This window comes from Streptococcus sp. oral taxon 431 (assembly GCF_001553685.1).
Lineage (GTDB): Bacteria > Bacillota > Bacilli > Lactobacillales > Streptococcaceae > Streptococcus.
Genome location: NZ_CP014264.1, coordinates 1,227,319 through 1,250,568 on the forward strand (window position 1 = coordinate 1,227,319; position 23,250 = coordinate 1,250,568).

28 protein-coding genes and 5 pseudogenes are annotated in these 23,250 nt (G+C 34.8%); 4 read left to right on the forward strand and 29 right to left on the reverse strand.

The features are described from left to right. Nucleotides 1-30 precede the first annotated feature (30 nt). Nucleotides 31-399 carry a DUF6892 domain-containing protein gene (locus AXE83_RS05770; RefSeq protein ID WP_414283146.1) on the reverse strand — a complete coding sequence of 123 codons (369 nt, stop codon included), beginning with the start codon at nt 397-399 and terminating at the stop codon, nt 31-33. On the opposite strand from AXE83_RS05770, the pseudogene AXE83_RS10605 reads away from it, so the two are divergent. Further along, nucleotides 394-699: pseudogene (locus AXE83_RS10605) on the forward strand (LacI family DNA-binding transcriptional regulator); the annotation flags it as partial. The gene AXE83_RS05770 and the pseudogene AXE83_RS10605 sit on opposite strands and share 6 nt — an antisense overlap. Nucleotides 700-854: 155 nt before the next feature. Here the strand turns inward: AXE83_RS10605 and AXE83_RS05775 are convergent. The 10 genes and pseudogenes from AXE83_RS05775 to AXE83_RS05825 form a co-directional block, all read right to left on the reverse strand. Next, nucleotides 855-1,526: a CPBP family intramembrane glutamic endopeptidase gene (locus AXE83_RS05775; protein ID WP_060955752.1), complete on the reverse strand. Its 672-nt coding sequence runs from the start codon at nt 1,524-1,526 to the stop codon at nt 855-857. A 393-nt stretch (nt 1,527-1,919) separates the two neighbouring features. Next, nucleotides 1,920-2,828, reverse strand: coding sequence for a DUF6892 domain-containing protein (locus AXE83_RS10610; protein WP_223299853.1), 909 nt, complete (start codon nt 2,826-2,828; stop codon nt 1,920-1,922). A 77-nt stretch (nt 2,829-2,905) separates the two neighbouring features. Further along, nucleotides 2,906-3,292: pseudogene (locus AXE83_RS05785) on the reverse strand (hypothetical protein). A 45-nt stretch (nt 3,293-3,337) separates the two neighbouring features. Further along, the gene (locus tag AXE83_RS05790) at nt 3,338-3,748 is read right to left on the reverse strand and encodes a hypothetical protein (RefSeq protein ID WP_060955754.1); all 411 of its coding nucleotides are present in this window, start codon (nt 3,746-3,748) and stop codon (nt 3,338-3,340) included. A gap of 70 nt (nt 3,749-3,818) precedes the next feature. Then, a complete protein-coding gene (locus AXE83_RS05795) occupies nt 3,819-4,088 on the reverse strand; it encodes a hypothetical protein (RefSeq protein ID WP_083501023.1) in 270 nt (89 codons plus the stop codon). Between the two features lie 290 nt (nt 4,089-4,378). Continuing rightward, complete coding sequence (locus AXE83_RS05800) at nt 4,379-4,786, reverse strand: hypothetical protein (RefSeq protein ID WP_060955756.1); 408 nt, start codon at nt 4,784-4,786, stop codon at nt 4,379-4,381. A 62-nt stretch (nt 4,787-4,848) separates the two neighbouring features. Further along, nucleotides 4,849-5,274, reverse strand: coding sequence for a hypothetical protein (locus AXE83_RS05805; RefSeq protein WP_083500993.1), 426 nt, complete (start codon nt 5,272-5,274; stop codon nt 4,849-4,851). A gap of 99 nt (nt 5,275-5,373) precedes the next feature. Next, nucleotides 5,374-5,616: a hypothetical protein gene (locus AXE83_RS05810; protein ID WP_060955757.1), complete on the reverse strand. Its 243-nt coding sequence runs from the start codon at nt 5,614-5,616 to the stop codon at nt 5,374-5,376. A gap of 104 nt (nt 5,617-5,720) precedes the next feature. Next, the gene (locus AXE83_RS05815; RefSeq protein ID WP_060955758.1) at nt 5,721-6,287 is read right to left on the reverse strand and encodes a hypothetical protein; all 567 of its coding nucleotides are present in this window, start codon (nt 6,285-6,287) and stop codon (nt 5,721-5,723) included. A gap of 481 nt (nt 6,288-6,768) precedes the next feature. Further along, entirely contained in the window at nt 6,769-7,266 is a 498-nt protein-coding gene (locus tag AXE83_RS05825; protein WP_060955759.1) for a hypothetical protein, read from the reverse strand. A 268-nt stretch (nt 7,267-7,534) separates the two neighbouring features. On the opposite strand from AXE83_RS05825, the gene AXE83_RS05830 reads away from it, so the two are divergent. The 3 genes from AXE83_RS05830 to AXE83_RS05840 are packed head-to-tail and all read left to right on the forward strand — an operon-like array spanning nt 7,535 to nt 9,860. Then, nucleotides 7,535-8,329, forward strand: a complete 795-nt coding sequence (locus AXE83_RS05830) for a MerR family transcriptional regulator (protein WP_083500994.1) — start codon at nt 7,535-7,537, stop codon at nt 8,327-8,329. A 2-nt stretch (nt 8,330-8,331) separates the two neighbouring features. After that, complete coding sequence (locus tag AXE83_RS05835; protein WP_060955760.1) at nt 8,332-9,147, forward strand: ABC transporter ATP-binding protein; 816 nt, start codon at nt 8,332-8,334, stop codon at nt 9,145-9,147. After that, nucleotides 9,144-9,860 carry an ABC transporter permease gene (locus AXE83_RS05840; RefSeq protein WP_060955761.1) on the forward strand — a complete coding sequence of 239 codons (717 nt, stop codon included), beginning with the start codon at nt 9,144-9,146 and terminating at the stop codon, nt 9,858-9,860. The genes AXE83_RS05835 and AXE83_RS05840 overlap by 4 nt, the downstream gene beginning before the upstream one ends. A 227-nt stretch (nt 9,861-10,087) precedes the next feature. Here the strand turns inward: AXE83_RS05840 and AXE83_RS05845 are convergent, their stop codons facing one another. The 18 genes and pseudogenes from AXE83_RS05845 to AXE83_RS05915 form a co-directional block, all read right to left on the reverse strand. After that, nucleotides 10,088-10,942 (reverse strand): ADP-ribosylglycohydrolase family protein, encoded by an 855-nt coding sequence (locus tag AXE83_RS05845; protein ID WP_060955762.1) that lies wholly within the window; start codon nt 10,940-10,942, stop codon nt 10,088-10,090. Between the two features lie 43 nt (nt 10,943-10,985). Next, entirely contained in the window at nt 10,986-11,615 is a 630-nt protein-coding gene (locus tag AXE83_RS05850) for an ABC-2 transporter permease (RefSeq protein ID WP_060955763.1), read from the reverse strand. After that, nucleotides 11,615-12,463: an ABC transporter ATP-binding protein gene (locus AXE83_RS05855; RefSeq protein ID WP_060955764.1), complete on the reverse strand. Its 849-nt coding sequence runs from the start codon at nt 12,461-12,463 to the stop codon at nt 11,615-11,617. Before AXE83_RS05855 ends, AXE83_RS05850 begins: the two co-directional genes overlap by 1 nt. Next, nucleotides 12,456-12,836 carry a GntR family transcriptional regulator gene (locus tag AXE83_RS05860; protein ID WP_060955765.1) on the reverse strand — a complete coding sequence of 127 codons (381 nt, stop codon included), beginning with the start codon at nt 12,834-12,836 and terminating at the stop codon, nt 12,456-12,458. The genes AXE83_RS05855 and AXE83_RS05860 overlap by 8 nt, the downstream gene beginning before the upstream one ends. 217 nt (nt 12,837-13,053) lie before the next feature. Then, nucleotides 13,054-13,182: pseudogene (locus AXE83_RS10620) on the reverse strand (ADP-ribosylglycohydrolase family protein); the annotation flags it as partial. A gap of 21 nt (nt 13,183-13,203) precedes the next feature. Then, the gene (locus AXE83_RS05865) at nt 13,204-13,989 is read right to left on the reverse strand and encodes an alpha/beta hydrolase (protein WP_060955766.1); all 786 of its coding nucleotides are present in this window, start codon (nt 13,987-13,989) and stop codon (nt 13,204-13,206) included. Nucleotides 13,990-14,135: 146 nt separating this feature from the next. Next, nucleotides 14,136-14,884: pseudogene (locus tag AXE83_RS05870) on the reverse strand (CPBP family intramembrane glutamic endopeptidase). 423 nt (nt 14,885-15,307) lie between these two features. After that, on the reverse strand, nt 15,308-15,925 hold the full coding sequence (locus AXE83_RS05875; RefSeq protein WP_060955767.1) for a DNA alkylation repair protein: 618 nt from the start codon (nt 15,923-15,925) through the stop codon (nt 15,308-15,310). 130 nt (nt 15,926-16,055) lie between these two features. After that, nucleotides 16,056-16,934 carry an aminoglycoside phosphotransferase family protein gene (locus AXE83_RS05880; protein ID WP_060955768.1) on the reverse strand — a complete coding sequence of 293 codons (879 nt, stop codon included), beginning with the start codon at nt 16,932-16,934 and terminating at the stop codon, nt 16,056-16,058. Nucleotides 16,935-17,040: 106 nt separating this feature from the next. Beyond that, nucleotides 17,041-17,649 (reverse strand): Type 1 glutamine amidotransferase-like domain-containing protein, encoded by a 609-nt coding sequence (locus tag AXE83_RS05885; protein ID WP_150114531.1) that lies wholly within the window; start codon nt 17,647-17,649, stop codon nt 17,041-17,043. Between the two features lie 236 nt (nt 17,650-17,885). Next, the gene (locus AXE83_RS05890) at nt 17,886-18,206 is read right to left on the reverse strand and encodes a TfoX/Sxy family protein (RefSeq protein WP_060955769.1); all 321 of its coding nucleotides are present in this window, start codon (nt 18,204-18,206) and stop codon (nt 17,886-17,888) included. Between the two features lie 21 nt (nt 18,207-18,227). Then, nucleotides 18,228-18,368: pseudogene (locus tag AXE83_RS10625) on the reverse strand (VOC family protein); the annotation flags it as partial. A gap of 119 nt (nt 18,369-18,487) precedes the next feature. Then, a complete protein-coding gene (locus tag AXE83_RS05895; RefSeq protein ID WP_060955770.1) occupies nt 18,488-18,979 on the reverse strand; it encodes a hypothetical protein in 492 nt (163 codons plus the stop codon). A gap of 2 nt (nt 18,980-18,981) precedes the next feature. Then, the gene (locus AXE83_RS11200; RefSeq protein ID WP_223299854.1) at nt 18,982-19,149 is read right to left on the reverse strand and encodes a hypothetical protein; all 168 of its coding nucleotides are present in this window, start codon (nt 19,147-19,149) and stop codon (nt 18,982-18,984) included. Nucleotides 19,150-19,181: 32 nt separating this feature from the next. After that, the gene (gene rlmD, locus AXE83_RS05900) at nt 19,182-20,540 is read right to left on the reverse strand and encodes a 23S rRNA (uracil(1939)-C(5))-methyltransferase RlmD (RefSeq protein ID WP_060955771.1); all 1,359 of its coding nucleotides are present in this window, start codon (nt 20,538-20,540) and stop codon (nt 19,182-19,184) included. Between the two features lie 72 nt (nt 20,541-20,612). Next, nucleotides 20,613-21,587, reverse strand: a complete 975-nt coding sequence (locus tag AXE83_RS05905; RefSeq protein ID WP_060955772.1) for a DUF1002 domain-containing protein — start codon at nt 21,585-21,587, stop codon at nt 20,613-20,615. A gap of 82 nt (nt 21,588-21,669) precedes the next feature. Next, a complete protein-coding gene (locus tag AXE83_RS05910; protein ID WP_049527108.1) occupies nt 21,670-22,272 on the reverse strand; it encodes a lysozyme family protein in 603 nt (200 codons plus the stop codon). Then, nucleotides 22,272-23,246, reverse strand: a complete 975-nt coding sequence (locus AXE83_RS05915) for a nucleoid-associated protein (RefSeq protein ID WP_060955773.1) — start codon at nt 23,244-23,246, stop codon at nt 22,272-22,274. Before AXE83_RS05915 ends, AXE83_RS05910 begins: the two co-directional genes overlap by 1 nt. Nucleotides 23,247-23,250 lie beyond the last annotated feature (4 nt).

Here is a 23,250-nt window from a genome sequence, read left to right on the forward strand (position 1 = left end):
ATTTATGATTTATTCAGATAAATGCAACAATTATAATACCTTCACTTGAACCCCTTGCTTGTCGAAGGTTTTTTTGACATGTTCAAAATTACTGCTTATGATAGTCGCTTGCTTCAGATTTGAAAACTGTTGCAGTTCTTTAAGACTAACTTCATTTAGATCGAAACTATCATCTTCACCGTCCCACTGAGGTATCAAATTCAGATAAATTTCATTTCCTCCATCCATATAGATTTCTTGGACATGTTGGGCGTACTCCTTAGGGATTTGGAGCTTTTCAAAATGGTCTAAAGCAGGTTGAATGATCTCCATACTTTCAGTATCAATATCCAACTCGCTAAACTCTTCCGCAAAGTCAAAAATATCAAAAGCAGGCTTTAGAACTCCTTCCTCTTTAATGACTGCCTAAATGTATCTCACCAATTGATAAAAGATGCTCGCATAGATGATATATTAGCAACAAGTGATGAACTTACTGCGGGACTCATAAAAGGATATTAAGAAAGTGGGAACAAATGTCCCTATATTATTGGTCAGGAACATTTGTTAGTTGGACCACTGTTAAACCTCCCAACCATATACGACAAATCCTATTCATTATGAAAATTAGCTTTTAGACAAGCCTTATCTGAAACAATTAGTCAAGAGGTTTTGATCTCAGAGTTTTTATCTCAAGACAAGTATACTTTCAAAAATTAAACAAAAAACCTTAGAAACAAGGCCTTTTGTTATTCAAGTTTTTAGCAAGATTCCTTACTTTTATAAATCAAGTCATCTAGCCCACTTTTGCTGATAGTAATCATTTCCTCCCTATAATGAAAATCCTTTATTAGCTAGATAACATTAAAATCTGTCTAGCTATACATCATTAGCAAAAGAATTCCTGTTGCATTTCCAAGAATATGAGAAAGTGTAGAAATCAAACAATTCCCAGACTTTTTATAAATCATTGCATAGATGATACTATCAACAAAAATCATGAAAATATCGTAGCTTACAAGCCCAACGCTTCCACTAGAAATATGGGCTATCGCGAACAATAAAGAAGATAGAATGGCACAAAGCCAAAATGGTATAATTCTCATTGACTTACCAAGAAAGAAACCTCTCCATGCAATTTCTTCCCCCAAGGCTGCGATTACTATTTGAACCATAAGGAGCGGTATTTTATCGAAGGATAACATACCATCCGTTCTTCCCAAAATATGACTAGCAAAAGCGCCCTTAAATATCATATCGCCGATAAGCAAAGTTGCTGCAGCGGTTCCTACAGGAAGCAAGACCAAAAGAAATACCCCTTGTTTTTTCAGATCATCGAAAAATGATTTAAAGCGCAAACTTGATTCTATATGTGATTTCTTATCAAAATGTTCAAGAACAAAGAAAAAGAGAATACCAATCAGTACAGTGAGACCTGACAAAGAAAGTTCAGGTATTATCTTTGTCAAAGACAATACTGCCATTAGAAACAAACCAATGATCGTAGTATATACAGACTTTTTATCTATTTTAGCAAAATCAGGCATAAATATTTCTCCTCAACGTTAGTAGGTCGACATGGTTATACATTTGTCCTGAATTGTCAAACTAAGTTCACAATTCAAAACTTAAAAAACTTTCGCCAAAAGGTTTCTAGGATTTCACGAGCAAAGTTACACACTCAACAATTCGCTGTTGTCGTTGGTAATCGAATCCAGTTTGCTGAGCTTGAACACCTTGAAAAACGGTCAAGGACATAAAAACCGAGACCATCGCAACAATAACATTTTTCAAAAACCGTTTTGTAACCATGATAAAACTCCCACATTTCTATCTAGTAATATTATAGCAGAAAAAAGCGGTTACAAACATATAAGATCTGTTTAGATTTCGATTTTTTGTTTTATTAAATAAAACGATGGTTCCCCTGTACTAAGTTTTTACAACAACTCTACATCAATGCCAGCTTCATCAAAAACTGCTTTGACTTGTTTGAAATTGCTGCTCATGATGGTTGCTTCTTCCAAGTTCGGAAACTGTCTTAATTCTTCCACACCTACTTCATTAAGATCAAAGGTCTCATCTTCACCGTCCCACTGAGGTATCAGATTCATATAAATCTCGTTACCTCCGTCCATATCGATTTCTTGAACTTGTTCAGCATATTTCTTAGGTATAGGAAGATTTATCATATATTCAAGTGCCGGCTGAATAATCTCTATACTTTCTGTGTCGATTTCCTCTTCACTAAATTCTTCCGCAAAATCATAGATGTCAAAGTAGGGTTTCAGTACTCGTAAATCATACATCAAAACTTGGATAATAGTTAGTTTAAAATTTATATTGTCAAAGTGTAGCAGTTCTTCGTCAGTTTCTTTTAACTTGTAGCTTTCCCGTTCATGTTTAATCTCTGGAAAGTAGGAAATAGAAAGTGTGTCAGTGATGGTCTCTGCAATTCCATTAAAATTCGTTCCGTAAGGGGTCCATAAAATAAGGTTAAAATCCCCTACTCTATGCCTATCAGAAAAGAAATAAGGAGATTTTCCATCTGATAATACCATAGCTTGACATGGTTGCTTTGGTAATTCTTTCTCTCCAGTCATAGATTTTACAAAATCGCCATAGTAGAGGAAAACTGTAGAAATCAAATGTTCCTCATCAATGTAGGTCTTACATTTTTTTAAATGATTATTAATTGAGAAAGAATGTTCAAATACAATACCAGTATTGTCATAAATGTATTTAATAAACTTATTATCTCTTTTGACAACCTGGTCAGGCTTCCCCAAAGCAGCTTCAATATCTTTCAAGGACAAAGGAAAAGCTAAGCTAGTTCCGTTAATAATCATTGAATTGTTTTGAAGATTGATTTCAAGTTTTTTGTGTGTTTTTTTCTTAAAAAAATGAAACATATTACTACCTTTTCTTAAGTTTCTTCCAGATAAATTTTGACCGCTTGGTATTCCTGTTCTTTAGCATAGGCAAACACCTCTGAAGCTCTAATGTAATCAAAAATATTTTCCTCTAAATCTTCATCCCAGATTGATTCATGAAATATTTCATTCTCTTGACTTGCTTCATAGAAAATATCAAGGTGAACTTGATAAAACTCTTCATCTTCATTTGGAGCTTATCTTACTAAGGATAGTTGAAACATTGGCTTATCAGATATAGCTGTAAATGTCCCTGTTTCAAATAAAATCATCTCATCCTCAATAGGCTCACGACACAAGTCTTCAAAGATTGCTACCATTTCCTCTAAGGGCATCTTATCGGTGATTCTTTCTCTTAAAAATTCAAGTGATTGCTTCATATTGCTCCTCTTTCTACATGTTTACCATTAGAAACTGACTAAAAATTAAAAGTAACCTATAACTCTAATAATCTCTATAAAATAGTATATACCTATCGCGATAGCTATCATAATTGCTAGAACAACTAAACCAATGATAATCCTTGCCCAGATATGCCTTTGTGCCTGTTCAATGACAAAAGCACTAAGAGACGCGAACGATAATCCAAAAGCTAGAAAAATAGATATTGCCCAAACAAACGGAATAACTATCATCCATGGATATGGAAATGGTTGGCCGACTGGATGATTTTCTAAAATAAAATAAGTAATAATCGCAACTAGATACAAAAAAATATTCACGATATATAAATATTTAAAAACCTGACGTCTATGAACGAATACCATCAATCCTAAGACGAAAATCATGATAAGGGGGATGAAAAGACGCCCCCAAATAAAACTGTCATTAAACATAGCTAACTCCTATATCTTATGCAAAATCAATTTCAACTACCAATGCTGCAATTTACTAATCTGGTCTCCCTTATTCCTGATGATTCCAAAGATATTTTTCTGAATGACACCAGCCAGAAATATAGTCTAGCATTTCTGCAAACCACTCTTTTATCATTCCATCTTGTAAGCTGTCATAGTATGTAAAAAATCTCTCATAAACTTGTGTCTCCTTCATACCTAGATGATGGATTTTCCTTAAAAGATCATACCCTAACTCCGCATATTCTTGATAATTTTCAGCTATAACCTGATTCGAATATTCGATTATTTGAAGAAATAAGCTCTCAAATTCAGTCAACTTTCTCACCTCTGATCTAGCTTTTGACTCCATAAAATAACTAATCTTAACTTGGAAAAATCCTATTAAAAAATAGAATTCCTACACCCTTTATTATACTACATTAACAGAAAAAAGACTGAACCAGATGGCTTTCAGCTTGGTTTCAGTCTAGATCTTTTTGATAATCAGAATAGCCGCTGTAAGGACGTCTATCCCAAAATTAATTCCATGTAAAAGGGTTAATAAATACATATGCTTGGCAGCTATGGAAATCATAAAATCTCCTAAGAACTAACCTGGCTCATCTTTTAATCTAACTTGATAGTTTCAGAAAGGATAATTGCCCCAGTACCACTGACATCAAAAAATCCCACATCATGTTTTAAGGCTAACATGAGCATTGTATTATATGCTGCTTCTGCTTGTGTCCATACAAATCCTGCATAGATAAAATTCTTACCAATACTATAGTCAGTAAAACGACTTTCCAGCTCTTGGTCATTCTCTAAAGCATCATCCAAATCAAAGTCACCATTCATAGGAGGAAATAGTTTTATCATGTCCAGAAACCAACTTTTTAGTTTGCTTGAACTAACTTCAATTGAATCATAATCGTGGTCTTCCTTCCACTCCACTTGCTCCTCATACCATTCTAAAAATTCAGCTTTACTAGCTGGTGCGATTGATTTCTCAAATACTACTAAATCATAAGACATAGCTATACCTTTCTCTTTTATTATCATTACGCATATTTTCTCAATATCCTATACAGCTTCTCTCAGCTATGCAAACTTTCAATCACGATTAAAACTAGAGATTGGGGATTGATTTCAAAACCATCAGCTGTAATTCTGTCATTAAAATACTTGACCGCTTGATCATGATCAAGAAAACGATTGCTACTAAGATACTGTTCAATCTCATCCAAGAGAAAAGCACTTTCTTTTAAAGATTTATCTTCAAAACCATTCGCATAATGGATGCTCTTCATCATTCGTTTGAGCTTAGTTTTAGGATAGCATTCTTTAAGTTTATCCCTTAAAGAAAGAACAAGATCCTCAAAGGAATGACTTTCCATATCATCCTCTAACAAACCTGCTATTATATTCTTTTTATACATATATTCGATTAGTTCCTTCAAAGCCTGTTTCAGGACAAGATTGCTTTCTTTAGAATTTGGTGTCATATAAAATTCTTTATCCATTATCTTTCTCACTAAATATATAAAAAATTATGATTTCCCACAAAAATATTTCAGTAAACTTTTTAAAAGCAAGCATTTTCAATTTGCAGCTCACCTTCTTCAGAAATTTTCATGAGTAACTTCTTCAAAATAGTCATCCAGATGATGGTAAATATGCATTTCTTCCTCTGAACCACCTTGTAAAACTGCAACTACCTTCACTTTATCATCATTGACAAATACGAAATTATGTTCACCAAAATAAGCCTGATAACCCTTATCAACTAAGGTCCAGAGTTCATCTTTTTTAAAAATGAAAATATCATTTTTCACTAGATAGGTTTTCCCGATTTCCATTTTCATAATGCCCTTTCTCCTTAAGAAAGCAGATAGTGCTAGAGGTTTTCCTTTACTGTTCAAGCTGCCTACGCAAGTAGTATCATACACTCACAAGGAACTTTGAGTGACTATTGAATATCTTCCATTGCTTCTTTAATATATCCTTCTACATCTTCATTCTCTACAAACAGCGGGTCTAAGTGACACAAGAAATGCCAATCTTGAGTGCATTTTTTTCTGTAGACAATCGCCTCACCGTCTTCACTTCCAAAATAGCTTCTGTCGACTCCATATCCACTGCCTTCTAAAAAGTCTTTTGCCTGATGATACTTGATTTCTCTTGCTTCGATATAAGCTTTGACTTCATCATTATTAACGACATAGGCATCGACTTTTGTAGCTCCTTCAATCACTTTATCGTTTTTAACCGATAGATTCGAAATCTCTTTCCAAATAATGTCCACATTTTCTTCGGGTTCAAACGAGAATCTAGATAAAGGGACAATATTTCCATTGAAGACAATCTCCATATAATCCGGCAAGTTTGTAGGATTAAAAAATTCCACTTCAAACCCATCTTCTGTTTCTAACGTATAGCCAGGGATTTGAGCTACAAAGGCTTTCCCTTCTTCTAAAGAATCAAAAGCGACTAAATCTTTTGAATAATTGTTTTGGTACAATTCCAATATAACCATCTATCATCCTCTAATCTTAACTGTTTCTATTAATTCTGATCATTTTTACGTTATTACTCATTCTCAGGTGGTACTACTGTTGAAAAATAAAAGTAAGACATTAAATTTTGTCAATCTACTTCTTAAACTTTAATTCAAGTATTTTATTATAACCTTCATAAAAACGATCTCTTGTTACCACTTCACCTGGATATTTCTCTTCTAGAAGTTCATAAATTTCAATTGGTCTAACCCCTTCTTCCGCCAAATCTTGAAGGAATGGACTGCATAGCCTCATCTCACCTTTACTCGATTATTTTAATAAAACTCCGTATATAGGAATCTTAGTTAATAGATTATAGGTACTCTTTTTCATAATATTTATCTCCCACATAAACTTGGATTAATTAGCAAGCCTACTTGACAAAATGATGCTGCTCATAGCTTGACTTAATTTTAGAAAAGAGGCCAGTAACAAACTTAAGCCCAGCCTCTTAGATAATCATTTTTCTTTGTAGCAAATAATGTATGCTTTGATGAAATCACTACCCACGACAATGGTTAACGGAACACTCAAAACAACTTCATCAGTTTTGCCATTCTCATACTCTTGTCTTTCTTCAGGAGAGTATAGGTACATAGCTATTGAATAGGTGTTCCCAGCCTCCAAGTCAAGAGCCATACTGATATTTTCTGATTTGATATTGATTGTTTGATTCAGTCGAGTCTCAGTCGTTTTATAAACGCCCTCAATTGTATATCTCCCTTGAACTAAAGCAACTACCTTTTCTAGGTTTTCTCCAGTTATTGGATTAAAGTCAGCAAGATTCTGTCCGTTAATTTTAGTTTTTGAACAGTATAAATGAACAACAGCTTTATCACTATTATCACTAACAAAGCTAACAGCTTTTTTCTTTCTATTGCTATATACAATCATAAATCCAACAAAAAGCAAGAGCCAAAGGACAAGAAAAAATACAATAATATAAGTTGATTTCATCATATATCTCCTATATTTTCTTTACTTTTCAACTACATTATAGCACCAATCATTGAACAAAGCAAAAAGATATACTAAATGCAAGTAATTGTTTTGGGACTTCTCTTTCAACTCCTTTTTGTCATCTTAAAATAGGTGTTTCTACAAGCATTTTTAATTATATTAACTGTATGAGGTCGATAGAAAAATCGTTAATCTATAATTTTTATAAAGCGCTTGCTCATGACCTTGCGTCATGATGTATAATATATATTAGGAGGTGAGAATAATGGCAAAATTCAGAGCAATCCCTGAAGGTTTTATGACAGTTGGGGAAGTCGCAAAGAAAATGGGAGTTACAGTCCGTACTCTACAATACTACGATAAAGAAGAATTGCTTTCTCCATCTGCAGAAAGTGAGGGGGGACGTAGGCTTTATACCGATAAAGATCTAGTCGTGCTTCATCAGATTATATCCTTGAAATCACTTGGTTTTTCTCTGAAGGACATAAAGGGGCGTTTGAACTCTTTGAAAACTCCAGCTGAAGTTGCAAATGCTCTTACAGAGCAAGCAGATGATATTCGCCAAAAAATAGAACAGCTTCAGGCATCATTGTCAGAAATAGAGCAGTTAAAAGTTGAAGTTTTACAAATACAGACGGTTGACTTTAAAAAGTATGCAGATATTATTGTCAATTTACAAATGAAGAATGAATCTTACTCTCTGATTAAACGTTTTGATGATGATACGCTGGATCACATACGCAGTCGATTTGACAAGAAAAGCGGACTAGACTTTATGGACAGATTTAATCGCCTAAGTGATGAGATTGTGCGTCTCCAAAAAGAAAAGGTGCCAGCTGAAAGTGAACAGTGCCAACAAGTTGTACAAGAATACTGGAGCTTGATCATGGAGTTTACAAATGGAGATATGACTATGCTTCCGAAGTTGATGGCAGTCGGTAATATTGATATCGCTACTAACGCTTGGGAGGAAAAGCAAAAAATCGTTAACTCATATTTAGAGCCCGCTTTGAAAGTTTATTTTTCAAGACTTGGAACCAATCCCTTTGAGGAGGTGTAGCCATGAAATACGCAATAGAGGTTCGTGAACTAAATAAAAATTACGGCTGTCATGGGGTCCTAAAAGGTCTTAATTTTCAAATCGTAAAGGGAGAAATTTTCGCTTTACTTGGTGTGAATGGTGCTGGGAAAACAACAACGCTTGAATGTATCGAAGGACTGAGAAAATATGATGGAGGCACTATTGTTGTAAACGGCAAAATGGGAATTCAATTGCAGTCATCTTCTTTGCCTGCTCATATTAAACCTATGGAAGCGATAAAGCTCTTTGCGAAATGGAATCAAACAAAAATTGATGATAATATGCTTAAAGCTCTGAAAATAAAAGAAATTGAGAAATCACAATATCTGCAATTATCCACAGGACAAAAAAGAAGACTACATCTCGCACTTGCACTTATCGGAAATCCCGATATTATTTTCCTTGATGAACCGACAGCGGGACTTGATGTTGAAGCAAGACTAGCCCTCCACGAACAAATACGAAAGCTTAAATCACAAGGGAAAACAATCGTTTTAGCAAGTCATGATATGGCTGAAGTTGAGACCTTATGTGACCGCATTGCTATCTTGAACAGTGGAAAGATTGTCTTTTGTGGCACTCCTTCAGAACTGACAGACAAGGTTGGAAGAAGATATTATATCCATTTGAAGACTCAAGAAGCAGAGAAGTCTTTTGAAACGACTAATATTGAGGATACCTTAATTTCATTATTGAATGAATGCAAGCAGAAAAAAATCCAGATATTGGATATTAAGGTTGATCGTGGCACCTTGGAACAGCATTTCATCAAAATGGCAAGGAGGGAATCAGAATGAACTGTTTTCTATATAGTTTAGTATTACAGTGGAAATTAGATATACGAAGCAAATCTCTCTTGGTTACTTTCTATATTGTACCGCTTGTTTTCTTTCTTATCATGGGTGGTATTTTTACTTCCGTTATGCCTGAGATGGGAAGTACGCTCATACAATCTATGATAGTCATGAGTGTCTCAATGGGAGCCTTTCTTGGCTTGCCCCCTTCATTAGTTGAAATTTATGGAAGCGACATTAAAAAAATTTATAATGCAAATGGAGTACCTATTTATTTAGGATTGCTAACTATGGTTCTCTCGGCTTTTGTCCATTTGATGATGACCAGCATTTTGATCCTGCTACTGGCCCCTATTTTATTTGAAGCAAGTCTGCCGACACAACTTCCCTTATTCTTTCTTGCGCTGTCCATCTACATGATTGTGTCATTATGTATTGGTAGTTTACTAGGGCTTACTTTAAAAAACCAAGCAAAGCTGACTATGATAGCGCAACTTGTATTTTTACCTTCAATTATGCTTTCGGGGATTATGTTTCCTATTAGCTTACTACCCGATTTTCTCCAAATATTAGGGCGAGTTTTCCCAGCTTATTGGGGATACCGTTTGATATTAGATAAAGGGCTTCGACTTGAAAATCTATGGTATTTAATTCTGGTATCTTGTATTGCAGTAATGACTTGTATCCTCCTCTTGAATAAACAAAAATCTGAGTAAATAACTGAATAGAGCAACATGAATCCATGGCAACATTAACTTTAAAGAAAAAGCGACGAGATTGTTTCTTATCTCGTCGCTTTGCTATTTTTCAGTGGTCAAGCTCATTATTTGGTTAAGTTTGTTTCTGCCTTTTCTTCTCAAAAGGTGATAACTCTTTACCCTAGTATTTGCTCAACTTCCTTAATCTTATTTTTCAGAGTTTAATACTGACTAGTTAGTATCCGTTATGATATCGAAACTTCTTTCTCCCATCGTCTAAGCACCTCTTTCAAAGGCTCATCTAGATAGCTAAAGGCCTTGTCCTTAATCCACTCAGGAATTCCATAAGCTGCCTCGGCGATACTTCCTGTGATTGCAGCAAGAGTATCACTATCCCCACCAATAGAGATAGCATTTCTGATAGCATCTTCGAAGTCTGTACTTTCAAGAAAGGCAATGATGGCTTGAGGTACCGTATTCTGGCAAGTTTCATTGAAACGATAAGTAGGACGAATTTCATCTAGTGTTTGAGAAAGATTATATCCATACTCTTGCTCTATGTATTCCTTGATGCGTCTCTTGCACTCTATAGGGTTATCATTGATTGGTTGTTCATAATCCCCACAGTAACCTCCAAAGTAAAAGCGACACATAAAGATAGCATCAGCGGTTGCCATAGCTCCCTTGATACCTTCTGGATGATTATGAGTCACCTCTGCAGAGAGACGCGCGAGATTTCTACTAGAAGGCCAAGTGCCTGTTCTGGCACAGAAGCCACAATCCATGACCCAAGCACATGGAGAAACACGCATGGCTGAGCCATTGCCAAAACTATTATATGGTTCACGATCGTCGCCATCAACCCAATTACTAAATCTTGCACCGTAACCTGCATCTGGATACACCCTACTATATTTCTTCATAGCGTCAATAAAGTCATCCTTCTGACCGCCATTCATAATTGCTTCTGCAACAGCACAGGTCATAACCGTATCATCAGTGAAAAAACAATCCTCACGAAATAATGGAAAATCCTTGGTTTTAATATTGTCCCATTCGTAAACAGAACCTACAATATCTCCAACTATTGCTCCTAGCATAAGATTCCTCCTTTTAAGTTTTTATAATCCACTCTCAACTTCTCTAGTATTCTTTTTTCTCCATAATTAAAATAGATATTTTTATAGACATTCCTATGATAACAATACTGACAAAGACTATTCCAAGAAAAATCATTACCCTCGAATTGTTTAAGAAGAACTCCACAACATTAGTCAGTAAATCTGATTTTGCTTTTAAAAGACTAGATAGAGCAAAGACTGTAAAGTAGGATATAACCATAATCAGCCTACCTTTTTCAGCACCATATTTAAGGATAAACGGTAGTTGAATAGCTGATATCAAAACACTTGCAAGTAATGTAATTAGTGAGATAAATATGATATTATCTATCGACATCTCACTTTTAATTACCAATTGAACAAATAAACATACTGAACCGAATAGCCCAAACACAAATGCAAAAAACAATTTACTCAATACAAAGCTACTCTTTTTAATAGGCATTGAAAAGGCAAATTGTTCAAACTTCGATTTCGTATCATAACCAAAAGCGATAGCAGTTAAAATTAACGGTATCATTGTACAAATAAGCGGTATCATAAAAATTTCATTTTCATATACCCCATACACAACGAGTGCAATACAGAGAGTAATCGATAATAGTAGTGTTTTCTTTAAAGTAGCTATATCTTTTAATATCAATGCAGTCATTATCTTTTATCTCCTTTCACAAAATAAATCATAATATCTTCGATAGATGGTTTTTGTAATCTTATTTCATCCGGAACAAGATTTCTTTTAACAAGTAACTCTTGTCCAAATGAGTGTATCCTTCTCCCAATTATGGCTTCCACATTAAGATCTTTAACTTCTTCATTAGATAAAGTACAGATACCATAGTTTTCCTTGAGTTCATCCTTTGGTTCAACAAAAAGAACTTTACCATCATTGATAAAAGCAATATAATCTGCTACCTTCTCTAAATCGGATAGGATATGTGACGATATTAAAATTGTATGATTTTCATCTTGCATAAAGTCAAGAAGAAAATCTAAAATTTCTTCCCTTACTATTGGATCCAAACCACTCGTAGCTTCATCCAATATAAGAATGTCTGCATTATGAGATAAAGCTACTGCCATCGATAATTTCATTCTCATTCCACGAGAATAACTTTTAATAAACTGCTTTTCTGATAAATTAAATTTCTTTTTTAGTTGATAGAAAAAATCTCTATCCCACTTTGAATAAACCCTGGAACAAAATTTTTCCAAATCAACAAGTGTCATCTCTTCTGGTACTAGTAAGTCATCAAACACTACTCCGATTTTATCTTTCAATTCAATACTGTTAGGATTATCATAACCTAAAATTTTAATTTCTCCTGAATCTTTCTTAAGTAATCCTAACAATAATTTTATAGTTGTACTTTTACCTGCTCCATTTTGACCAATGTATCCGACGATAGTCCCTTTAGGAATAGACAAATCTATCGGTCCTAATGTAAAGCTATCAAACTTTTTAACCAAGTTTTTGATTTCAATAGCATAATCACTCATATTTCCCCTCCATGTAACTACTAAACATCTCTACCAACTCATCATTGGATACACCTGCAATTGCTGAAAGCTCAACAATATCTTGCATCTTTGATTCGATTCGTTTCAAATATTCTTCTCGAATAAGCTCTTTGTTCTGAGCCGCAACAAAATTACCTTTACCTTGAACTGAATTAATGAAACCATCAAGTTCCAGTTCATCAAAAGCTCTTTTAGCAGTTATCATACTCACTCGAAGTTCTTTTGCCAAAAATCTGATTGATGGCAATTGCTCGCCAACCTTTAATTCTCCCGAAATAATCTGAGCCTTTATTTGATTTTTTATCTGCAAATAAATCGGATCATCATTTGAATTATTAATTTGTATATTCACACTCCATATCCTCCTAATTATCCAACTGTTATCTCTGTTTCATCTGTTTATATTATAGCATAACAGTTATATTAGTTCAATATTTAACAATCTGTATGAATCATATTATCGTTTAAATTGATTACTTTTCGATTGCAATTTTTAATATAAGAAAAAGCCTTGAGAACAAGGCTTTTCTAAATCACTTTCGTTCACAGGTTTATACGTTTTTACCATCAACAGCTCCTATCATAATCGTATCATCTGTGAAAAAGCAGTCGTCCCTAACCAAGGGAAAATCCTTTGTTTTAATATTGTTCCATTCATAAACTGAACTAACAATATCTCCCACAATTGCTCCTAGCATGAGATTCCTCCTTACAGCATATCAGATTTCCAATGGATTGCTCTTTAAAAATGGTACCACCAAATCAACCCACTCTTGAGGCAGGTAAGCCGATAAATAGCCGTGGTTATAGCCCTTTGCTTCATACAAAATTGTATTTGAATGTAGCTGATGAAATAATTTCGCTGACTCTTTCACATAGTTCGATTCTTTTTCACCATAGATATACAGAACCTGCGACTTGCTTGCAGAAATCGTGTCCTTGAGCTTGTAACGCCCCATATAGGTTTTATAAATGGTCACTAATGTTTTGATAGGCATCCTTGGCAGATCCTCCAAATAATAATCTTTTATTTCCTCTGGATAAGCGAGTTTAGGATATATTTTGTTCATTATGCTTAACTGAAGTTTGCAAGAGAATTTACTAAACATTAGTTTACCAAATAGAGATACTAGAAAGATGCTTATTTTAGCCAACCTTGGTTGAGGAATACAGAGGCTTCCGTCTATGATGGCTTTCTCAGCTATCTCGCTGTCTAAGGACAAAAGCTCCATGGCAATTTGACCACCAAGTGAAACACCACCAATCGCAAACAATTTACCACCACAGTTTGCTTTGATATAGTCTAGAATCTCCAAAGCAGAATCTTCAGTTGAAACATAATCAAGTTGATATTCCTCGCCGTGGCCATTCAAAGTGGGTAGAATAATACGGTATTCTTCTGACAAGATTCGTGCTTGACGAAGATAATTCCACCAAGAACTGCCACCACCATGTATCAGTAAAATAGGAGGCAAATTCTTATCACCAAATTCATGGTATTTCATGTTTAAACTCCTTACTGTAGGACTTTTACTAGCTACATCCTTGTTTAATCAGTTTGAACAAGCAGCGATACCGCATCAAACAGAAAATTCTCTAACATTGATTATCTAAATAGCCAATCATTACTTTCAATAACGCATTTCCTTTTCTAAAATTTAAAAATTTTTTCCTTACTAATTCTATTACTCGCAAATATTGTATAAATTAAATAAGCAATAAAAATGATAATAAAAATAAGATTAATTTTTAACACAAAATAGAGATTTAACAAATTTGCGAACGCATGAAATAATAGACAGTACCCCACAGATTTCGTTTGACGATAAAGAAGCCCTAAAACAAAACTTAAAAATAATGTATATATAAAAAATAAAATAAAAGGAAATCCTTGATGACTTTCTCCAACTATAAACCATAAAGGCAGATGCCAAATTCCCCAGATTGAACCTACAATCAAATTAGATTGCCAATAAGTATATTTTTTATCAAGTAATGGTTGTAATATTCCTCTCCATCCTAATTCTTCATGTCCACCACCAAAAAAATTAATTGAATAAAGAATAGTGGCATCAGATAAATTGATACTCCATTTAATTCTAAGGAAGATACAGAAAATAGTATCAAAATTGCTAACAAATGAATAATGAAATAAATACTACTATTTTTTCTTTTATTAAATATAAAATGTTTAAATTTTATATTATTACTATTCAAATAAAAGCCACTTGCAATAGCTGGACCAAGTGCACCTACTATATGTAACATTCTCCCTATAAATGTTTCTAATCCCAAAATGTGAGATTGAGTAAAGATGGCAAGAAGCCCCCAAGCTATATAAGAAATTCCAAATGTAAAACAAAGATAATTTTTAAAATTCTTTTTGTCAATTTCTGCCATTTTATCTTCCTAATCCTGATTATTCTATGTATAATATTTTTTTACTGCTTCTTAGTTGCTCTCGATTATAACTACCTATATTCTATCACAAAAACACAAAAAAGCCTTACAATCAAGGCTTTTCATTATTGATTCATACCAAGCTTTCTATGCTTTTACGAGCAAAGATGCACACTCGGCGGTTCGCTGTTACCGTATCGTTTCGTCGTAAACTCCTTACTCTACGACAGCTATCCCATGGGCAGAACATCTGCTTCTACTTCGCTGATACCTCAGCTCGGACAAGCAGTGATGCTGCCTCAACATGTGGCACTAGTCAACATCTATATTTTAGAACGAAAATGATAGAGTGTTTTATAAAATTATACTATAGAATGAAAATATTTTATAGTTACCATTTTTTAACTTTATATTTTAGAATTATCATTTTATAAATTTACTTGCTAACTTGTAAACTTGTTGAACCTCTTTACTCTTAACATCCCAATTACCAAGTTCTTCTTTAATCAACTCTGGAAATTTTTTGCTAATATCCCTCAAAGCATTACCGACTGATTTTCTAACATATTCACTAGAATCTTCTTTTAATGTTGCGATTCGTTTAATAGCTTCATCTGGATTATCCTTGAAATATGGTCTACTCGTCCATATTCTCAAACCTTCTGCAACAGCTCTTCTAACATTTGGATTACTGTTTTGTAACCATTCGTCAATAACCGGAAGAGATTTTTCATAACCTGTTTGCTTACAAAATTCATCAAATGCTTTTGCTAATACTTCTTGAACTCTCCAATTGTCATCCTTTGAAACCTCATCCCTCATGAAGATCAAAATTTCTTCATACGATGACAAATGGCCGAAGAGAAATACACTATACATTCTAACTTGATATACATTGGATTTAAAGGCTAAAAATGCTAATTCTTTAGTATACGCATTATCGTTTGATAGATAGTCAGCAAGAGCTCTTTGCTCTTCCTCTTTAAATCCATTTTCTATTAAAGAGAATTCTTTTTCTAAATTTAAAATATATTCTTTCATGTAACTTGACCCCGAAACAACATTCCAATTTTCAAGATAATTCTCGATAGGTATCGATAAAGAATTGAATTCGTTATAATATAAGCAAATAATCTTGACATTTTCTCAAATTGATATTTAAACTCTTTTATTATTCAGCCTTTTTCTCAATCAAATACCAACTAGGAATGATTTGCTTCATATCTTCATACCACTCTAGAATTTCTTTAGCTTGATGTTGCATTACTGCTATTTCTTCGATTCCGTAAGGAACAGACCATGGCAGAGCACCAACTATGTTATTTAGAATATAGATAGCGAGAAGATTCCAAAATAAATCCGGAACCTTATGATCAAAATATCCATCTATCATACCAGACGCAAAAGAGGGAGAGACTTGAGCAGACCATACAATACGATTGAATTCCTCCCAAGGATCTCCAAGATCAAATCGATCAAAGTCTATGACATAAATTTCTCCATCTTCACCAATCATGAAATTCCCGATATGATAATCTCCATGTTGGAAAACCTGAGGTCTATCTTTTAACAATTCTCGATTTGCATTTAAATAATCAATAAAAATCTGACCATTTTCATATTGAACAGGACATTCTTTGTATTTTTTGATTTTGTCATCAATTTTACGATTAAAAAAGGATTCCCAATCTTCACGAACTTCTGTAACAGGAAGAGAATGAATTTTTCGAAGGATACTTCCTGCTTCTACTCCGTAAGTGTATTGTTGTTCTTTTGAAACAGTTAAAATGGTTTCTCTTGCATCTTTCCCGTCTATCCATTCGTGTAAAGAATGCACTTCGTCATCACAGAGTTCTATGCTAATCGGTTTACACATCGGAACTCCAAGAGAAGCCACCTTCTCCATCATATCAAATTCAAATTTTTTAGAATCTAACTTATCCTTATCAGAAACACGCAAGAAATATTTTTGCTGATTTTGATCTGTCACACAATATTTTTTATCATCTGACCAGCCTTTATTTATGGTTATCTTACTACTAAAATCCATCAAGCACTCTCCGATTCATTTCACAACACTTTTTGCAGTTTTCACTAGTAACCTATCCAGTTCGTCTACACTTTAGTTACCTAGATCAAGATTTAGATAATGGAAACTAGTCAATTTTCTCTATGATATTTCCAAGTTTATCCAATACAAGACATGAATGATCATTTAGTGGGATTACGGGAACATTAACGAGTTCTTCAGCTCTATCCTTATTAGCTTTATCATTCCATGAATCATAATGGACACTAATTAAAAACTGACTAAAGAGTCCTAATCCATTTTTTATCTTTATCTGATGATCTGAATTATCATTAGGTGAAACATAGACTTTTTCTCCTAATAATAGGGCTCCTGCAGAAAATCCTATAACTTTCGCCCCTTTATTCAGCATACGATCGATATAATTTTTGAACTGCGGATTGACGTAAGTAGCTAAATACTTTTCCGTATTTCCACCACCGATAATAATTAGATCAGCATCTAAATAGCTATCAAAATCAATCAGCTCAGTGTCCAAAAGTAAGTAATCAGTGTTTAGATTAGGAAATTGACTTTGGAAAACTTCCGTGTACTTTTTCATATACGGTTGCCAATTTTCTCGATAAACTGTAAAAATGGCAATTCTTTCGATCTTGCTTGATGACACAATTTTATTAACAATCGTATGGTTCTTTATCGGTGGATTTCCACCCATCAAAAAAATTTGTTCGCCCAATCTTTCACACTTTCTAAAGATACATAATGTTTAAACAAGTTTATTCACGTTTCTAAATTATAATTTTTTCTTAAAACATATCATTTTATTATTGACTGACTAAGATCGCACCAGCAACCCTACAACGCTAAGTATGTCAGGTAGTCCTGTCTGTATGTGGAAACATGACTATAACCCTTTGAACGCTAACATAAGGTTATCGTTAAATGGTATTACCTAGATAAACTGAGTTTTTATTATTTCTTTTTCTTTGGTTTTGGTGCAGGTAACTCATCATACATTGAATTAAATAAGCCGGTTAAATATTCTTTGTTGTCAACATCAGCTACCAATAGCATTTCCTTTGCACCTTCATACGGCAATTCGTATTCTACATTCGGCATATACGCTATTGCAGATTCGACAGGCTTCACTAAAAATCTATCATCATAAATTCCACCCATAATTTTCCCTCGATAATAAATTATATATTCACCCATCATTGCTCTATATGATATTTCTTCCAACTCGGACAATTGTTCTAAAATGAAATCTAAATATTCTTTACTTGAAGCCATTTTTGCTATCTCCCTTAATTACTAAAATTTCAATAGTCCATTTTCATCAAATTGAAAATTGGGTCCCCAAGAAACTTCCCAATAATATCCATCTAAATCCGAAAAATATGAGTGATATCCACCCCAGAAAAGTCCCTGTGACTCTTTTACAATTTTTCCACCTGCTTTTCCTTACTAATTCTATTACTAGCCAATATAGTATAAATTAATTAACCAATAAAAATGATAATAAAAATAACATAGCAGCCCGTCTAACAACTTACTACTTTTCATATGATAATTTACAAATGACTTTTCAGCCACTCGATCTTTTTAAAATCCTTATTGTTATTGTGATCATTTCGATAGGAGTCTTTAGAAGAAGCTTTGTAAATACTTAGATACTGCTCCAGACTTGGAAGACGAAAAGTGATGCCTTCAATGTGAATAAGCTCTATATCCGATTCCGAAACTCCTGCAAAATCAGGTAAGGAATCGATACTTCCAAATTCAACACTCACTCGATCCTTTTTGAATTCATGCTCATGAATATCTATTAAGACGTAGCCTAAGTCTTTCATCACTTTCATTATCTTGTCCCATTCATAAATTCTGAGATGATCAGGCGCTTCCCAACCTCTAGGGTCACCAGGCACATGAATGTCAATGTCAGACGGCCCCCAATTTTCTTTCGTTCTAAACTCCAATCCCAAAGACCCCATCAGTGTCGGTGTAATTCCGACTCGATTTAAATGGAAACAAATGGTTTTAAATTCTTCAAATAAGAGACTCATGTTTACTCTAAACCTTTCATATAAATGTTCGTTATTTCTACTTTATTACCTTGAACAAAATCATTTTCTAGAGTATATCCAGTTATTTTAGATACAAATTCTTTTCCTTCTTTTAAGGACCCAAATGCGACTAGATCTTTAAAAGAAGGATTTTGATATAATAATAACATATACATCTCTAGTCCTTCTGATTTTTGAACGATTATCCACGTTTCACTAACAAACTTACACACTCGACGTGGTGCGTTTGCGGGAAAAGATCAACTGGCTGGACTTTCTTCAATTCATAGCCTAGCTCTTGATAGAGTTTGATATCTCGAGCCATGGTTGCTACATTACAAGAGATATAGGCGATGCGATCAGCTCCTGTTTGTGCACTTGCTTTGATGAAGCTTTCGGTCAAGCCCTTCCGTGGTGGGTCAACCAAGATAACGGTTGGTTGGATACCTTCCTTGAGCCAATTCTTCATGGCATTTTCAGCAGTATCACAGACATAGTGGGCATTGGTGATACTGTTTAAGGCAGCATTCTTCTTGCTATTCTCTACTGCTTCTGGTATAACCTCTACACCATAAACTTCCTTGACATGCTTAGCGACGGATAATCCAATAGTTCCAATTCCTGAATAGGCGTCAATAACCACATCATCTACGCTTATCTCTGCAAAGTCAATGGCTGTCTGATAGAGCTTCTCTGCCATTTCTGTATTGACCTGGTAAAAGGCTGGTCCAGAGATTTGGAAATCATTGCCCAACATTTGGTCAGTAATGTAATCTCGACCATAAAGCGTACGCCATTCTTTCCCGAAAATCGCATTGGTATTCTGGTCATTGATATTCTGCATAACAGACACAATTTCTGGAAATTGCTTGATCAGTTGTTCAATCACCTGTTCTACTCTGAAAACTTTAGGACGAGTTGTTACCAAAATGACCATTATTTGTCCTGAATGATGACCACGACGGACTACAAGATTGCGAATCAAACCAGATTGTTCTTTTTCATCATAAGGCTTCAAATCATAGTGGCGAAGCAAATCTCGTAAAGCCACAATAACCTGGTCAATAACTGGATCCTGAATGTAAAAATCCTCCAGTGGCATAAGGTCATGAGAATTCTTACGGAAGAAACCAGTCTCCAGAACACCATTAACGCGACGAACAGGAACCTGAGCCTTGTTGCGATACTTGATAGGATTTTCCATACCAAGAGTATCAGCAACCTCTACATCCCTGATTCCTGCAATTTTATAGAGGCTATCTTTTACTTGCTTGGTTTTGAACTTGAGTTGTTCTGGATAAGCTAGATGTCCCAAGTCGGCGATCCCTGAACGCAGGTAAGCCAAATCTAAATCTTGGTTGCGATGTGGTGATTGCGTAAGGTATTCCTCGACTTTACCAAAGCCAATCTTCTTGTTGACTTTAAGGACACGCATAAGGATTTTCTCAGTCGGTAATACATTTTCTACAAAAAAGACCAAGCCATCGACCTTGGCAACACCTGCTCCTTCATGGGTCAAATCGACAATCTCAACTTCTACAATATCATTTTTCTTTAACATATTTTTCACTTTCTATGTGCCGAAAAAAAGACGGCAACTGTTCTGTTACCATCTATTATACCATGAATTAACCTAAGCACCAAAACTCTTGAAAAAGTTTACAATTGCTTGCCAAATAGCACTAAGAATATTGCCCCCATCCTCAAATGCTTTATTAGCATCAAAGTTAAGGTCAATATTGCTGAAACTATCACCTGCTTGTGCAACGATACTTTGTTTCAAATCTTTTAGGGTCTTTGTGAAGTCTTCGTTATTCAGAATATCACTCTTTGAAAGATTAAAGGCAAAGTTGATGATGATATTGATCTGATTTCCTGTTATAACCTGATCTAGCTTATAATTTTTCAATGTATCTTCTACAATCTTACGAACATCATCTTCAGTAAGCTCACCCTTGGACTCTTTAGCCTTAGCGATAGCAGATTTGATATCGGCAAGGGCTACATTGAGTTTATTAGCATCATAGCCTGATTTGTCCTTGTTTTCATCGTTAATGTCTGACAAGGCTTTTAGCTCTTCCTGAGCTAGGTCTTTATTTTCTTGAGGAAGTTGAACACCATTAGCTTCTAATGAATAGTAAATACCTGCTAGGGCACTTTCACCTGTTACAGGGATTGGAGCAGCTACGGTTATACGAGCATGTTCCACACCCAAGGTAACGGCCGCATTACGGTACATGTCTTGGGTCACTTTAGTGATATTTTCAGGGGTTTCAATCTTCACTTCAAGTGGAGATTTTTCACCTAATTTTTGAATTTTGGCAGACGAATAGAGCTGGAGACTAGAGTCATTGGCGACGTTCATAATCTTTGAGTAGACATCTGGCGTCATAGTCTTCAGTTCTTTGGTATCTGTAGAGGCATTATAGCCGAGTTTTTTTAATGTTTGATTTTTTTGATCTTCAGTAAGAGAAGAACCCAAGACGTACTCAGGTTGAACATAAGTTTCATCAATTACTTTTTGAACATCAGTGGCTGCTTGAGCGCTTTGCAAAGTTGCAACTGCTAAAAGAACTGCAGCACTAGTCAGAAAGAATTTCTTTCGCATGAGACTTTCCTCCTTTTCCTATCTAGGATAGTCGATTAGCCTTAAAGAAAGCTTATAAAAGCACCTAGAATTTTCTAAGTGCTTAAAATAGATTAAAAAATTTAATAATGTAGAGATTTAGTTGAACCTGTCTAGAGTAATAATAGTTCCCTCCATCTACATAAAGTTCTCCACCTTGAAAGATGGAAATTGGATTGATGTAGCGATAGGTTTTTCCAGTTGTATTTCCTAAAGTTGGCGCAACGGTATCTCTTGAGTATTTCTTGGCTAGTGCAAGGGTATTTTCTTTCCCATTTTGGGCGATAAAATCAATATAAGCTGGACCAAAGTTATAGGCTTGTACAGCAGTCCAAACATCTACCCCCTTTTCTTGTGCTAAATAAAGATTTTCAGTCAATGTTTGAATTCCCTGACGAATACTACTCCTATTGTCAGAGATTGTATTTGTAGTTCCGCTAGCAGACTCACTAGACTGCATCACGTCGCTTTCTTTACCTTTGGTTTCGGTATAAATCATGGCCAGGACTAGTTCTTCATTTGCTGGCGTATCTTGCTCACTTAAAACCTCTCGTACCAAGGATTGATAGGTCATGACCTGCTTCACATCCCGATACATATGAAAAAGTTTATAACCAGTAAATAAGATAAGAACAAGCACCAAGACCCTTCTTATAAATTTAAACATTATTTGCTTTGTATATCCTCGATGTTTTTGATTAAGATAGAGTAGGTCCCATTTTCATTTTGGATAAATTCGACCGACTCAGCATCTTGGTAAATATTATTGGGTACAATTAATTCAATCCCATTTGACAGAGAAAGTTTTTGGTTTTCAAATTTCTTTAATTGGCGACTAGCATCGATTTCATCAAACTGAACTGGCTCTGGTACTGCTTCCTTGACTTGATCAATAAAGCTAAGACGTGCAGTGAGATTGTTGTCAAAAAGGTCATTTGCCAATTTTTCAGGAGACAATTCATTGCTTTCTTCAAGGTTGTTGAAAATAGCAGACTTAACCTTGGATTGAAACTGAAAATCATCTGTATTAAATGTTTCAGCAATTCTCTGAGCTGTTTTTTCAAGTTCCTTGATTGACTTCTTAGGTGAAATTTTTGGCTGAGCCTGTATCAGATTCTCAGAAAAATAGTTCAAAAAAGTCCCGTTATACTTGATTCGTTTCTCAATCAGGTGATATTTTCGGCTTTGAAGATTGAGCACCAAGGCCTCGTCAGCCCCTGTACCAAATCCAGGCAGGTTATTCTGAGTCAGCTTGATTGGATTATCAACTTCTCCTCCAAGATGAGTCAAGGTCTCACGCAGGGCAATGCGTAGGAAGGCAAAATGCTCTACTCCTTCTTTGGAAAATTGCACAAAAATCAAGTCATTGGTCTTGAGATTTTCAGAAATGCTGAATTCCTCTTTCCAGAGATTTGCCAGTGTCACCGACGTCTCCAATAAATCATCTGTGATTTGATTGAAGAAGGGATTTTCTTCTTCGAAAATCCCAGTCTTGGCTTCATCTGAATACACACGTTCGATTTTCTTGCGTAGGTATTCCTCGATTTTTGGAGTGATATTGAGAAATTTATCCGCTAGAAACAACTCTGTGTCATCAGGGCTGAACTGATGGATAATAGCTTTCTTAATATAAATGTCCATAAAA

What these genes read in the sequence shown, in the direction of transcription:
- AXE83_RS05910 (WP_049527108.1), bottom strand. Translation starts at nt 22,272, where the DNA reads ATGTTTAAATTTATAAGAAGGGTCTTGGTGCTTGTTCTTATCTTATTT.
- AXE83_RS05865 (WP_060955766.1), bottom strand. Translation starts at nt 13,989, where the DNA reads ATGAAATACCATGAATTTGGTGATAAGAATTTGCCTCCTATTTTACTG.
- AXE83_RS05790 (WP_060955754.1), bottom strand. Translation starts at nt 3,748, where the DNA reads ATGTTTAATGACAGTTTTATTTGGGGGCGTCTTTTCATCCCCCTTATC.
- AXE83_RS05895 (WP_060955770.1), bottom strand. Translation starts at nt 18,979, where the DNA reads ATGAGTCTCTTATTTGAAGAATTTAAAACCATTTGTTTCCATTTAAAT.
- AXE83_RS05835 (WP_060955760.1), top strand. Translation starts at nt 8,332, where the DNA reads ATGAAATACGCAATAGAGGTTCGTGAACTAAATAAAAATTACGGCTGT.
- AXE83_RS05805 (WP_083500993.1), bottom strand. Translation starts at nt 5,274, where the DNA reads ATGGATAAAGAATTTTATATGACACCAAATTCTAAAGAAAGCAATCTT.
- AXE83_RS05850 (WP_060955763.1), bottom strand. Translation starts at nt 11,615, where the DNA reads ATGACTGCATTGATATTAAAAGATATAGCTACTTTAAAGAAAACACTA.
- AXE83_RS05825 (WP_060955759.1), bottom strand. Translation starts at nt 7,266, where the DNA reads ATGAAATCAACTTATATTATTGTATTTTTTCTTGTCCTTTGGCTCTTG.
- AXE83_RS05880 (WP_060955768.1), bottom strand. Translation starts at nt 16,934, where the DNA reads ATGGATTTTAGTAGTAAGATAACCATAAATAAAGGCTGGTCAGATGAT.
- AXE83_RS05915 (WP_060955773.1), bottom strand. Translation starts at nt 23,246, where the DNA reads ATGGACATTTATATTAAGAAAGCTATTATCCATCAGTTCAGCCCTGAT.
- AXE83_RS10610 (WP_223299853.1), bottom strand. Translation starts at nt 2,828, where the DNA reads ATGATTATTAACGGAACTAGCTTAGCTTTTCCTTTGTCCTTGAAAGAT.
- AXE83_RS05810 (WP_060955757.1), bottom strand. Translation starts at nt 5,616, where the DNA reads ATGAAAATGGAAATCGGGAAAACCTATCTAGTGAAAAATGATATTTTC.
- AXE83_RS11200 (WP_223299854.1), bottom strand. Translation starts at nt 19,149, where the DNA reads ATGTTATTATTATATCAAAATCCTTCTTTTAAAGATCTAGTCGCATTT.
- AXE83_RS05815 (WP_060955758.1), bottom strand. Translation starts at nt 6,287, where the DNA reads ATGGTTATATTGGAATTGTACCAAAACAATTATTCAAAAGATTTAGTC.
- AXE83_RS05800 (WP_060955756.1), bottom strand. Translation starts at nt 4,786, where the DNA reads ATGTCTTATGATTTAGTAGTATTTGAGAAATCAATCGCACCAGCTAGT.
- AXE83_RS05830 (WP_083500994.1), top strand. Translation starts at nt 7,535, where the DNA reads ATGGCAAAATTCAGAGCAATCCCTGAAGGTTTTATGACAGTTGGGGAA.
- AXE83_RS05890 (WP_060955769.1), bottom strand. Translation starts at nt 18,206, where the DNA reads ATGGCTTCAAGTAAAGAATATTTAGATTTCATTTTAGAACAATTGTCC.
- AXE83_RS05845 (WP_060955762.1), bottom strand. Translation starts at nt 10,942, where the DNA reads ATGCTAGGAGCAATAGTTGGAGATATTGTAGGTTCTGTTTACGAATGG.
- AXE83_RS05775 (WP_060955752.1), bottom strand. Translation starts at nt 1,526, where the DNA reads ATGCCTGATTTTGCTAAAATAGATAAAAAGTCTGTATATACTACGATC.
- rlmD (WP_060955771.1), bottom strand. Translation starts at nt 20,540, where the DNA reads ATGTTAAAGAAAAATGATATTGTAGAAGTTGAGATTGTCGATTTGACC.
- AXE83_RS05840 (WP_060955761.1), top strand. Translation starts at nt 9,144, where the DNA reads ATGAACTGTTTTCTATATAGTTTAGTATTACAGTGGAAATTAGATATA.
- AXE83_RS05875 (WP_060955767.1), bottom strand. Translation starts at nt 15,925, where the DNA reads ATGAAAGAATATATTTTAAATTTAGAAAAAGAATTCTCTTTAATAGAA.
- AXE83_RS05855 (WP_060955764.1), bottom strand. Translation starts at nt 12,463, where the DNA reads ATGAGTGATTATGCTATTGAAATCAAAAACTTGGTTAAAAAGTTTGAT.
- AXE83_RS05905 (WP_060955772.1), bottom strand. Translation starts at nt 21,587, where the DNA reads ATGCGAAAGAAATTCTTTCTGACTAGTGCTGCAGTTCTTTTAGCAGTT.